At 35.0% G+C, this 12,675-nt stretch carries 10 protein-coding genes; 1 reads left to right on the top strand and 9 read right to left on the bottom strand.

Translation table 11 applies throughout. From position 1 onward, the window contains the following. Positions 1-64 precede the first annotated feature (64 nt). The 7 genes from dnaK to gpr all read right to left on the bottom strand — a co-directional run bounded on the left by dnaK (position 65) and on the right by gpr (position 8,946). On the bottom strand, positions 65-1,906 hold the full coding sequence (dnaK, locus tag BN2390_RS15840) for a molecular chaperone DnaK (RefSeq protein WP_053985283.1): 1,842 nt from the start codon (positions 1,904-1,906) through the stop codon (positions 65-67). Positions 1,907-1,935: 29 nt separating this feature from the next. After that, the gene (gene grpE, locus BN2390_RS21785) at positions 1,936-2,481 is read right to left on the bottom strand and encodes a nucleotide exchange factor GrpE (RefSeq protein WP_053985284.1); all 546 of its coding nucleotides are present in this window, start codon (positions 2,479-2,481) and stop codon (positions 1,936-1,938) included. Positions 2,482-2,502: 21 nt separating this feature from the next. Beyond that, positions 2,503-3,534: a heat-inducible transcriptional repressor HrcA gene (gene hrcA, locus BN2390_RS21790; RefSeq protein WP_053985285.1), complete on the bottom strand. Its 1,032-nt coding sequence runs from the start codon at positions 3,532-3,534 to the stop codon at positions 2,503-2,505. A 146-nt stretch (positions 3,535-3,680) separates the two neighbouring features. Beyond that, on the bottom strand, positions 3,681-4,829 hold the full coding sequence (gene hemW / locus BN2390_RS15855; protein WP_053985286.1) for a radical SAM family heme chaperone HemW: 1,149 nt from the start codon (positions 4,827-4,829) through the stop codon (positions 3,681-3,683). Positions 4,830-4,838: 9 nt separating this feature from the next. Next, positions 4,839-6,650: a translation elongation factor 4 gene (gene lepA, locus BN2390_RS15860; RefSeq protein ID WP_053985287.1), complete on the bottom strand. Its 1,812-nt coding sequence runs from the start codon at positions 6,648-6,650 to the stop codon at positions 4,839-4,841. Positions 6,651-6,717: 67 nt separating this feature from the next. After that, entirely contained in the window at positions 6,718-7,887 is a 1,170-nt protein-coding gene (locus BN2390_RS15865; RefSeq protein ID WP_053985288.1) for a stage II sporulation protein P, read from the bottom strand. 60 nt (positions 7,888-7,947) lie between these two features. Beyond that, on the bottom strand, positions 7,948-8,946 hold the full coding sequence (gene gpr, locus BN2390_RS15870; RefSeq protein ID WP_053985289.1) for a GPR endopeptidase: 999 nt from the start codon (positions 8,944-8,946) through the stop codon (positions 7,948-7,950). A gap of 157 nt (positions 8,947-9,103) precedes the next feature. On the opposite strand from gpr, the gene rpsT reads away from it, so the two are divergent. Next, positions 9,104-9,367 (top strand): 30S ribosomal protein S20, encoded by a 264-nt coding sequence (gene rpsT, locus BN2390_RS15875; protein WP_053985290.1) that lies wholly within the window; start codon positions 9,104-9,106, stop codon positions 9,365-9,367. 56 nt (positions 9,368-9,423) lie between these two features. Here the strand turns inward: rpsT and holA are convergent, their stop codons facing one another. Then, complete coding sequence (gene holA / locus BN2390_RS15880) at positions 9,424-10,392, bottom strand: DNA polymerase III subunit delta (RefSeq protein WP_053985291.1); 969 nt, start codon at positions 10,390-10,392, stop codon at positions 9,424-9,426. Between the two features lies 1 nt (position 10,393). Further along, positions 10,394-12,658, bottom strand: coding sequence for a DNA internalization-related competence protein ComEC/Rec2 (locus BN2390_RS15885; protein WP_198524929.1), 2,265 nt, complete (start codon positions 12,656-12,658; stop codon positions 10,394-10,396). Positions 12,659-12,675: the final 17 nt, after the last annotated feature.

The following is a 12,675-nucleotide window of genomic DNA, read 5'->3' on the forward strand; positions in this document are numbered from 1 at the left end:
GCATAACGTAGAAACAGTCAAAGAGAAATCTCTTTGACCGTTCTACTTGGTTGTTCACTTTTTATTATTCTTCTTTGAAGTCTGCATCGATTACATCATCGTTTGCATTGTTTGTAGCACCTGCTCCATCCATTCCTGGTTCACCTTGTGGTGCTGCTTGTGCGTACATTTTCTCAGAAATTGCGTAGAACGCTTGTGTTAAAGCTTCTTTAGCTTCTTTAAGTTCATTTACTTCAGCATCTGTGATTGTTTCGATATTTACACGGTTGTTGATTTCTTTTAATGCATTAAGTTTAGCCTCAACATCTGCTTTATCTGCTGCTTCTAATTTATCTTCCATGTCTTTCATCATTTTTTCTGTTTGGAATACCATGCTATCTGCTTCGTTTTTCACATCGATTGCTTCTTTACGTTTTTTATCTTCAGCTGCATATTGTTCAGCTTCAGCAACTGCTTTGTTGATTTCATCATCACTTAAGTTTGTACTTGCAGTGATTGTGATGTGTTGTTCTTTACCAGTACCAAGGTCTTTAGCAGAAACTTTAACAATACCATTAGCATCGATATCAAATCCAACTTCGATTTGTGGAATACCACGTGGAGCTGGCATAATACCATCTAATTTGAAGTTACCTAAAGTTTTGTTTTGGTTGGCCATTGGTCTTTCACCTTGAACAACATGGATATCAACTGCTGGTTGGTTATCTGCTGCTGTTGAGAATACTTGGCTTTTCTTTGTTGGGATTGTTGTATTTCTTGGAATAAGAACTGTCGCTACCCCACCTAATGTTTCAATACCTAATGAAAGTGGTGTTACGTCAAGAAGAAGGATATCGCCTACCCCTGCTTCACCTGAAAGTTTACCACCTTGAATACCTGCTCCAACTGCAACACATTCATCTGGGTTAATACCTTTGAATGGTTCTTTTCCTGTAATACGTTTAACAGCTTCTTGAACAGCTGGAATACGTGTTGAACCACCTACTAATAATACTTTATCAAGTTCAGATGCATTAAGACCTGCATCGTTAAGTGCTGTTCTTACTGGTCCCATTGTACGTTCTACAAGATCACTTGTAAGTTCATCAAATTTAGCACGTGTAAGTGTTACATCTAAGTTTTTACCTGCTGCACAGATGAATGGAATTAAGATATTCGCTGTTGATTTTGAAGAAAGTTCTTTTTTAGCTGTTTCAGCTGCTTCTTTTAAACGTTGCATAGCCATTTTATCAGCTGATAAGTCTTCGCCTTCTTGTTTTTTGAATTCTTCTACTAAGTAGTTGATAATACGTTGGTCGAAGTCATCTCCACCTAAGTGGTTATCTCCACTTGTTGCTAATACTTCGATAACACCGTCACCGATTTCGATGATAGATACGTCGAATGTACCACCACCAAGGTCATATACCATAATTTTTTGTTCTTGTTCATTTTCAAGACCATATGCTAAAGCTGCTGCTGTTGGTTCATTGATGATACGTTTTACATCAAGACCTGCAATACGACCAGCATCTTTTGTTGCTTGTCTTTGGCTATCTGAGAAGTATGCAGGAACTGTAATAACAGCTTCTGTTACTGCTTCACCTAAATAGCTTTCTGCATCTGATTTAAGTTTTTGAAGTGTAATTGCTGAAATTTCTTGTGGTGAGTAATCTTTACCATCGATTGTTACTCTATGGTTAGTACCCATATGGCGTTTAATAGATGCTACTGTACGATCATGATTTGTAATTGCTTGACGTTTTGCTACGTCCCCTACAAGTCTTTCACCTGTTTTTGTGAAACCTACAACTGAAGGTGTTGTTCTATTTCCATCTGCATTTACAATAACAACTGGTTTTCCACCTTCCATTACTGCCACACAAGAGTTTGTTGTTCCTAAGTCAATACCAATAATTTTACCCATTTTACTTTCCTCCTAATTTCTATTTACGATTAATTAGCTACTTTTACCATACTGTAGCGAATAACTTTTTCTTTATATAAATAACCTTTTTGAAGTTCTTCAGCAACGATATTTTCACCTAAACTATCATCTTCTATGTGTAAAACTGCATTATGATAATCTGGATTAAATGTTTCACCTGCTGCTTCAATTGGTGTTACATGTAACTTTTCAAGTGAACTTATAAGTTGTTTATAAATCATAGATACGCCCTCATAGAAAGATTTATCTTCACTTTCTTGTTTAAGCGCACGTTCTAAATTATCAACTGTACCTAAAAGTTCTGTAAGTGTAGAGCTTACTGCTAAGTCATAAATATTTTGTTTTTCTTTTTCTGTACGTTTGCGGTAGTTATCAAACTCTGCCATTAGTCTTTGGAGTCTTTCTAAGTTTTCATCCGCTTTTGGTTTTTCTTCTGTTTCTTCTACAACTTCCCCTTCACAAGTGCCAGTAGTTTCTTCAACTACATTTTCTTCGTTTGTTGTTTCTACTGTTTCATCTTGCATAGTGGATGTTTGCATTTCTTTATCTTCCATGAATCAGCATCCTTTCTCTCTCTACTCTTTTGCTTCAATGAGCATATTTTGAATATGGTAAGAAATATGATCAAGTAATGATACAACCTGCCCATAGTTCATACGCTTTGGACCAATAATACCTATTGTTCCTAAGTTATACTCACCTATATCATAGCTTGTTGTAATAACACTACATTCACTCATAGGTTCTAGGCCATTTTCCTCACCAATACTAATACTGACTTCTTTTGTTGGTTTAGCTTTTAACATCTTTACAAGATATGGTTTTTGTTCAAGCACTTCTAGAAGTTTTTTAGCCTTTTCAATGTCATTAAACTCTTGGAAGCTTAAAATATTCGTCATACCTCTTGTAAAAATGTTTGGTACATCTTCCATTTCTAATGTATCAATAATGGCATTCATTAAATCAACTGAGATATCTTTATAGCCAAACATACGCTCTTCTAGGATGCGTAGTTTATCAACACTTAGTTCATCTAGTGAAGTACCAATTAAGCTCTCATTAATAATATTTGTTAAGATACCGCAAAGTGAATAATCTATTAACTTCTTAGTACGAATAACATAATGTCTAACAATGTTTGTGTCGGTTACAACAACGAGTGCAACACTTCTGTCATCTACGGGTACCAACTGCAGATGTTTAATCTTTGTTTGGTTAATCGTTGGTGGGGAAGCAATAGTTGCATAGTGTGTAACTGCCGAAATAAGCTTCGCAGTTTCCTCTAATAATTTGTCTATCTTGTCAAACTTATTATTGATCACCTCTGCAATAAATTGTTGTACATCAGGTGCAATATCAGGACACTGCATTAAATTATCTACATAAAGTCTGTAGCCCTTGTCTGAAGGTATACGCCCAGCGGAAGTATGTGGTTGCATGATTAAGCCTAAATCTTCAAGATCGGCCATATCATTACGAATCGTTGCAGAACTTACACCTAAGTCATATTTCTTAGATATGGTTCTAGAACCTACTGGATCCCCTGTTTGTATATAATCATGAACAATGGCTTCAAGAATCTTTCGCTTTCTTTCATTTATATCCATGATATCACTTCCTTTTGCATTGTTAGCACTCACTAAACTTGAGTGCTAACTATAGATTTAAGATATCACTCTTTAGGTGATATGTCAATAAGATTCTTTAAACATATTTTGAACAATTTGATAACGTTTTTTGTATATAATATGCACTACTCTACTTCTTCATCTAATAGGAATGAGGCGAAGATTTGATTGGATATATCTTTACCTTGTTCTGTTAAATAAAGTCTATCGTTATTATGAACCAATAGTGCTTTCTTCATCCATTCATCCAGCTGTTTCCCATAGATATCAAAAATTGAATACTTAAAGCGTTGCTGGAATTCTTGTGTACTTATTCCTACACATAGTCTTAATCCTAAAAACATAAATTCTTCCATAGCCATTTTTTTTGTAATCTTTTCTCTTGCAACAATAATTTTATTTGTGTCACCTTGTGCAGCTAGATAATCTTTAAAGTCTGTTGTATTACTAAATCTCTCGTGCATCATATAACTATGGGCACCTAGTCCAATACCTAAATAGGGTTCACAATTCCAATAAACTTTATTATGCTCACATTCATAACCAGCTTTTGACCAGTTTGAAAGTTCGTATTGATGATACCCCTTCTCTTTTAAATAACCTTTTACATATTCATAGAAGCTTCTGTCTAATTCTTCTTCTACTTCTTTTAAAGTACCTTGTTCATAACGATCACCAAATACAGTTCCGTCTTCTATGATAAGTGAATAGGCTGATAAATGTGGTAATCCAAGATTAACCACTTTTTGTAGGGTTTCTTTCCAATTTTCTAATGTTTGATCTGGTAAGCTAAACATAATATCTGTATTCAGATTAGTAATCCCTACCTTTTTCAACCTTTCAATACTTTGCTCCCACTCTTCATAAGTATGAATACGCCCTATACTCTTTAATAAGTTATTTTGTGCAGCTTGTAGTCCTAAGCTTACACGATTCACACCATGCTTTTTAAATACATGAGCATGCTCTTCTAATATAGTTCCTGGATTAGCCTCTATTGTCCACTCAACATCTTCTTCTAATATAAAATGCTTACGTAGGGCTTCACACAATTTGTCTAATAAAAAAGGTGAAAGTACCGTTGGGGTACCTCCACCTATAAATAGACTTTTTATTGTGTGTACACCCGCAAAATCTTTACCGTAATTTGCAATCTCTGCTATCAACGCTGTAATATACTCTTCTTCTTTCTCACGTTTTGGGAAAGATAAAAAGTCACAGTAATAGCATTTAGAATGGCAAAAAGGTATGTGTACATACAATCCTATTTTCATAGTCGTCCTCTATTCGTCTAATTTTAAAACGCTCATGAACGCTGCTTGTGGTACTTCTACGTTACCAACTTGGCGCATACGTTTCTTACCTTCTTTTTGTTTCTCTAGTAGTTTACGTTTACGTGAAATATCTCCACCATAACATTTAGCAAGTACGTCTTTACGCATCGCACTAATTGTTTCTCTGGCAATAACTTTATTTCCAATTGCAGCTTGGATAGGAATTTCAAATAAATGTTTTGGAATTTCTTTTTTAAGTTTTTCTACAATCTTTCTCCCTTTTTCAACGGCATTAGATTCATGCACAATAAGAGAAAGGGCATCCACCATTTCTTTATTTACAAGAATATCAAGTTTTACAAGCTTAGATTCTGTATAACCTGAGAGTTCATAATCAAATGATGCATAACCGCGTGTTCTTGATTTAAGTGCATCAAAGAAGTCATAAATAATTTCATTAAGCGGGAGCTCATAAGTGAGTACTGCGCGCGTTGCTTCTAAATATTCCATACCATGGTAAATACCACGTCTTTCTTGGCAAAGGTCCATAACAGCCCCTACATAATCTGAAGGTACAATAACTTGTGCTTTTACCATCGGTTCTTCCATATGCTTAATGTTAGATGGGTCTGGTAAGTTAGATGGATTAGAAAGCTCAAGCTTTTCACCATTTGTTTTGTAAACGTGATAAATAACGTTAGGCGCTGTTGTAACAAGATCTAAGTTATATTCACGTTCAAGACGCTCTTGAATAATCTCCATATGGAGTAATCCTAAGAAACCACATCTAAATCCAAATCCTAAAGCAATTGAAGTTTCAGGTTCAAATACAAGTGCTGCATCATTAAGTTGAAGCTTTTCTAAACTATCACGAAGGTCACCGTATTTTGCACCATCTGCTGGATAAAGACCACAGTATACCATTGGATTAACTTTTTTGTATCCTGGTAATGCTTCAGTTGCTGGATGAAGCGCATCTGTTACTGTATCTCCTACGCTTGTATCTGTTACATTTTTAATACTTGCTGTAATATATCCTACTTCACCTGGTTTTAAATCATCCATAGGACGGAAAACACCTGCTCCAAATGTACCTACTTCTACAACATCAAACTCCGCTTTTGTTGCCATCATACGAATTTTCATGCCTTTTTTCACAGTGCCTTCTTTAACTCTACAGAAGATAATAACCCCTTTGTATGGGTCATATAATGAATCAAAGATAAGTGCTTGTAATGGTGCTTCTGGATCACCTACTGGATGTGGTACCTTGGCAACGATTTGTTCAAGTACATCTTCAATGTTAATACCATTTTTAGCTGAAATAAGTGGTGCATCGTGTGCTTCTAATCCAATAATATCTTCAATTTGGTGTTTAACTGCGTCTGGATCTGCACTTGGTAAATCAATTTTATTAATAACAGGCATAATTTCAAGGTTATGATCAAGTGCTAAATAAACATTAGCCAATGTTTGAGCTTCTATCCCTTGGGCTGCATCCACAATAAGTACTGCACCTTCACATGCTGCTAAACTTCTTGAAACTTCATAATTAAAGTCAACGTGTCCTGGAGTATCTATAAGGTTGAAGATATATTCTTCACCATCGTTAGCTTTATAAACAAGTCTTACTGCTTGAGACTTAATTGTAATCCCACGTTCACGTTCAAGATCCATGTTATCTAGAACTTGTGCTTGCATTTCCCTTTCTGTAAGGGTTCCTGTCATTTGTATAATTCTGTCGGCAAGAGTACTCTTACCATGGTCAATATGTGCTATAATACAAAAATTTCTAATTTTTTCTTGTCTTGAAAGAGACATATTGCTCCTCCTTATTATTTTCTCTAGTATTGATTCGTTTTATTATAGCATACCCTATTTAGGTCTATCAATCTTTTTCAAGTACCTTTGCTAATATGGTTGCAATAGGTTCTGCTGTTCTTACCGCTTCTTCACTGGTATCATTTTGTGAACCAATTTCAACAAGAAGTGACATAGGTTTCATATGTAAGCTGTAACGATAAGCCTTTAAATAGACTTTCCGCATAAGCTCTGGATAGTATTTCATCCCTTCAATCTGCGCTTGTAAAGAGAATGCTAAGTTATCTTCAAGATTAGGATTAGTAAGGGTTTTCATAGGAATATTTTCACCGTCTTGGTTCTTGAGCATTGTAAGCCCATTAACAAACATAATTTTACAAGCCTCTTCACCATTTAGATCTCCTACAACTTTGCCTGTACCTGCCACACCATCACGATGCAAGTCAATACATACCTGTATAGATGGGTTTTCATCTAAAATGCCTTGTATAACTGTCTCCATTCTTTCATAACACCCATTTGTGTCCTCACTTGTATCATTGATATAAAAATGGTCTGTCACATGAAGTGTTTCAATACCATATTTATTTTCTAAAATATTTTCTATTTCACTACCGACTGCTAAAATACCAGGATCACTCTTATCTTCATCTGCGAAACGCTCTTTCGCATGGGTATGGAAAATAAGTACCTTTGGCCCTTCTACAGACTCATCTAATCTAAATTCCTTTTTAGCAAGTGCTTCAAAATCCCATTTTGATAACATGTTGGTATCAATAGTTAATTCATCATGATCTCCTGTATAAATTTTACTGAGTAAGTAGTTTGGATCACTTAATTTGTTTAAATCAATTTCAGCCTTAACAGGTGTTGGTAAATTTGGCTGATAAACATTATCTTTTTCTAAAGATATCATTTCCTCTTCTTCTGGTATTTTAAAATATCCAGTAAGCTCTGATACTTCCGTAAAATGATCTATAAATTCACTATAGGGAAGTGTTTGAGTAAGTAACCTTAAAGGTTCCCAGTCAAACTGAAAACTCGGCTTTTCATACCATTCACTTCCCTCAGTTGTACTATATGCAAAGGGCATCGTTAAACACGTAATCAAAAAGGGTGTTTGATGACCAGGCATTTTATTAAAATGCTGATAAATATTATAACTCACAACAAGTCCTATCCCTACTAATACCAAATAAATTTTCATTTGCTTGGTTAAGGGTTTTAACTTTTGCATGCTTCTCCCCCTTTACAGCCTGTCTCTCACTATTGTATTAAATACCCCCCTTGTTTATGACTAATTTGAGTATTTATTAATGTCATCTAATCCAATACCTGGATGTACCGCAATGTTGATACTATTAAAAATAATTTCACTTAAATAAACCATAATCTCATCGATATCTTTTGCTGTAACAAAAAGATTTCCCAGCTTTGGTTCTAAAATCTCCTTAATCATAACGTATTTTTCTTCTTCACTTACTTGTTGTAACATTTGATAAAAAGCATGATTGGGTGCATTCTCAAGCATAGATTCAATAAGATGTTCAAATGTATCATTAACAAGTGTTGCTGTATCAATCACTGTTGGTACACCAATGGCAATAACAGGACATCCCATTGTTTCTTCATTAAGTTGTTTACGTCTATTACCAATACCTGCTCCTGGAGAAATGCCTGTATCACTCATTTGAATGGTTGCATTAATACGCTCTGGACTTCTTGCTGCAAGCGCATCTATAGCAATAATACAATCTGGCTTTGTATTTTCTACAACACCTTGTATAATTTCGCTTGTCTCAATGCCTGTAAGTCCCATAACTCCTGGTGTTAAACTACTTACTACATTAATTGATTCATCTATTGCATCTGGTGCATGCTCTTTTAAGTGTCTTGTTACAAGTACTTTACCAGATACATCTGGGCCTAATCTGTCAGGAGTCGCATAGCGGTTCCCAAGCCCTACAACCAACACATTTAATTTTTCTTTTTTAGGTAATAATTTTTGAAGTTGTGTAGATACTACATTAATAATTTCACGATGCGCATCTGGATCATTCTCTTTCATCATAGGAGATTCTATTGTGATATAATGTCCTATAGGTTTTCCCATTGCTTTAACACCTTGTTCATTTATGATTTCAATAGAGGTTGTTGTAATTGGATATTCTTGGTTTTTTTCTGTTTGAATATCGATACCTTCTATTGTTTGAGTTTGACTCTGTGCTTGCAAAGTTGCCCCAATTTCCAAGGCTAAGTCGGTACGTGGTGTCCATGTGGTTTCTGTTTTTATCATTACCTATCATCCTTCCATAGTTACTGAAAACTATTTTTACCATAAATTTAAAGACTATACATTGACTTGTCCTTGGACATACTATATAATGTAATATGATTAACCGTTCATAATTCCCCAAACCGTGTCCATAGAATATGAATGGAGGTGCCATACCATGGCAAACATTGAATCAGCAAAAAAACGTATCAAAGTAATCGCAACTAAAACAGCACGTAATCGTGCACTTAATTCAGCAGTTAAAACTTACATGAAAAAAGTTGTAGCTGCAGTAAACGCTAACGACAAAACTTTAGCTGAAGCTAACTTAAAAGTAGCTGTAAAAGCTATCGACAAAGCTGCTGCAAAAGGTTTATACCATGCAAAAACAGCTGGTCGTAAAAAATCAACTTTAGCTCGTTTAGTTAACAAAATGGCGTAATTCTTGATACGCAAAAACTACTAGCCTACGGCTAGTAGTTTTTTTTATTTATTCTCTTATTGATGGTTTAAAGTGATACACTTAATAATTAAAAATTCTACACACTTCACTTGTTCCATCTTCCCTGTTTTAATAGCTTCATCACTCTCAAGGCATAGTTCTAAAATATCTTGAAGATTTTTAAAGGTAAAGCGCTGTGCCTGCATACATAAATCCTGTGCAACATAATAAGGAATTCCTAATGTTTGTCCAATACTTTTTGGATTGGCATTATTCCTTTGAAGATACTTTACCTGTAAAAGCTGACGATATTGTCTTCCTATTAAAACAAGTACACCTATTGGTGATTCTTTACTTTCAATAAGCTTATTATAAATCCCCAGTGCCATTTGTGTCTGATTTTGGCTTACTGCTTTTAAAAGCTCAAATACTCTTTGTTCTAGAGAAAAAATACATACATTATCTATTGCTTCTCTCGTAACCTTTCCATCACCTACATAGCTTGCAAGTTTATCTAATTCCACTAAAATGTGACTAACCTGCTTAGGTAAATTCATAGCTAAATATTTAATAAGCCCACTGTCAATATTAAGCCCACGCTCTTTACATGCATTCCCTATAATTTTAACTAGTGCCTCATCATTAGGTGTATTCCCTTCTATTGCTGTAAAATCCTTTTGTATATATTTATAAAGGCTATTACGTTTATCTACATCTTGCTCTACAAAGACAATAAGAGAATATTCAGGTTTAACCTTCAGCCAATCCAGTAATTTTTGTGTATCATCCTTTTTTCCTACTTTAAAATAACCACTATTTTTAACAACGATTAATTTTTGCTCTGCAAAGAATGGCATAGTTTCACCAATATCAATAATATTTGCAACTTCTATATCTTTGCCTTCAAAGTAGCTATAATTCATTAAATCACTCTCATCTACTGTCTTAGCTTTTATGGCTTTTAAGGCTTCGTTTTTTACCCATTCATCTTCTCCATAAATAAGCGTAATCCCCTGTTTCTCCACGTCATTTATCCTCCTGCAAATTGTTTTCTACTGTATACGTTAAGCCATCTGTTACGACTTTTATGGCACCTTGATCACTTGTGGTACATATTTTAATCTCCTGCTCCTCTAATCGTTCTAGTGTAAATATATGAGGATGCCCGTACCTGTTCTTAATACCAGAACTTATCATACCATACTCTGGATTAAGTTTCTCTATAAATTTTAAAGAAGTACTATTTTTTGAACCATGATGGGCAACTTTTAGTAAATCCACATCCGGAAGCTCTTTTAATAGCTGCATTTCTGTTTGTATACCAATATCACCTGTAAAGAGTTCTGTTACGTTGTTATACGTCAACAGGCAGACTAAAGAGTTTTCGTTCGGATCAGAAGTTAATCTTCCTTGATCAGGCCATAAGATATCAAATTGTAATCCTTCTACTTGAATTTTTCCCCCTTTATAAAGGTTAATAAGCGGAATAGCATTTTTCTCACAAAGATTGATGAGCTTCGTTCTATATTCGTCTTCCGTCTTTGTATCTGCCCATGCCACTTGCCCAATAGATACTCCTTCTTTTATTAATTCTAATAGTCCCCCTATATGATCTTCATGAGGATGTGAGAGTATGGCTAAATCTATCCTTTTTGCTCCTTTATACTTTAAATAACGCTGGAGTGTTGTCGCACTTTTTTCTGTTCCAGCATCTATTAAAATAGTCTGACCTTTGGGCGTTGTAATCACACAGCAATCACCTTGGCCTACATATAAATGCATCAGCTCAAGTTGACTAGGGATTTGTGCAATTCCCCATATTAATACTAAGCTGAATACGCTTGCTATAACAAAGTACTTTTCTGGTTTATAGTTTCCAAGTTGTCTCTTTTTAATTACTAATTGTTTGCCTAAGTATACTCCTACCCACAAAAAGCCTAAGCTACTATAATATAAAACTAAACACCACGATGTAGGTTGTCCACTTATATAGGTCGCATAAGGTAACTGAATAAGATAACTGCCCATCCACTCTATACATTCTAATAGAGCAACTATTCCCATCCCCATTATCTGACTAATAGCTGGTACTATAAAACTTATTCCTATAATTAAAAATAAAATGGGAATCATTAAAGAAAATAGCGGAATAACTAAAATATTAAGAAAGACACCTAATACAGGAACTTCGTAAAAATGATACGCTAAAATAGGGCTTAGTATAAGGGTTAGCACAATAGAGGGCAAAACCACTCTGCAGGCTCGTAATCGCTTCTTAGACCACTTCAGCACATGTTTTATATAGCTATAAATGACCTCTTGGTAGGCCACACCGACTATCGCACCAAAGGAAAGTTGAAAACCTATTTGAAATAATGCAAAAGGATTCATTCCTAAAATAATAAAGGCTGCCAGTGCTAAACTACTTAATAAGTCATCTTCTTCCCATATACTGCGTACCAAGAGCATTGCTGTAAGCATAATAGAAGCACGTACAGTGCTTAGTCCCATTCCTGTTATAATGCAATACAACCATATTCCTATCACCGAGAATTGATTACGTTTACTATATTCTAGCCCTAACCGCCCTAATAGCTTCCATATGACCATGCTAATAACTGTTAAATGAAGGCCAGATAAAGCTAAGACATGTGCAATACCTAATGTTTGATAAAGGGTTTTAACGTCTTCTTCGATATTTTTCTGATTACCTAATAGAAGTGCTTCTACTAATCCCTTGTCCTTATGATTAAAAATCTCCTCTATTTGTGCTTTTAAACTCGTACGTACTTGATGAATGATCGTTGTCCTTGGTATCACTTCTTTTAATTGGATAAGTTCGATTTGAGCGACAATCCCTTGTCCTTTTAAATACATCCCATAATCCATATCTGAAGGATTATAAGGCTTTGTAGATGGCTTTACTTTACCTATAAGCTCTACTTGATTGCCACAAACTATGGGGTAGACTTGATCATAGAGGACTTGCACTTTACTTTTTAGTCCTATCTGTTTTCCTTCTTGTTCGTAACTGACATCTTTTATTACCATTCTAGAATTAAAACGCCCCTCATCTAAACTTTCAATTGTACCTTGTAAAGTAAGAACACCTTGTAATTTTTCTTCTTCAACTAATACAGGATGGCTTAAGACTCTAATAAGTCCTATAAGTACCAGCCCCACTAATATACCCATCTTGTCAGTCTTTGTGAATGTGTATAAAATGCCTAGCCCAAGTACTACTAGCAAGATAACAACAAAAAAGGAACGATATGAACCTCTAGTCCACATCGTTCCCCCTATTACTC

Source organism: Niameybacter massiliensis (assembly GCF_001282685.1).
GTDB classification, from domain to species: Bacteria; Bacillota; Clostridia; order Lachnospirales; family Cellulosilyticaceae; genus Holtiella; species Holtiella tumoricola.

Coding starts and splice junctions, on each gene's coding strand:
- dnaK (WP_053985283.1), bottom strand. CDS start 1,906: ATGGGTAAAATTATTGGTATTGACTTAGGAACAACAAACTCTTGTGTG.
- grpE (WP_053985284.1), bottom strand. CDS start 2,481: ATGGAAGATAAAGAAATGCAAACATCCACTATGCAAGATGAAACAGTA.
- hrcA (WP_053985285.1), bottom strand. CDS start 3,534: ATGGATATAAATGAAAGAAAGCGAAAGATTCTTGAAGCCATTGTTCAT.
- hemW (WP_053985286.1), bottom strand. CDS start 4,829: ATGAAAATAGGATTGTATGTACACATACCTTTTTGCCATTCTAAATGC.
- lepA (WP_053985287.1), bottom strand. CDS start 6,650: ATGTCTCTTTCAAGACAAGAAAAAATTAGAAATTTTTGTATTATAGCA.
- BN2390_RS15865 (WP_053985288.1), bottom strand. CDS start 7,887: ATGCAAAAGTTAAAACCCTTAACCAAGCAAATGAAAATTTATTTGGTA.
- gpr (WP_053985289.1), bottom strand. CDS start 8,946: ATGATAAAAACAGAAACCACATGGACACCACGTACCGACTTAGCCTTG.
- rpsT (WP_053985290.1), top strand. CDS start 9,104: ATGGCAAACATTGAATCAGCAAAAAAACGTATCAAAGTAATCGCAACT.
- BN2390_RS15885 (WP_198524929.1), bottom strand. CDS start 12,658: ATGTGGACTAGAGGTTCATATCGTTCCTTTTTTGTTGTTATCTTGCTA.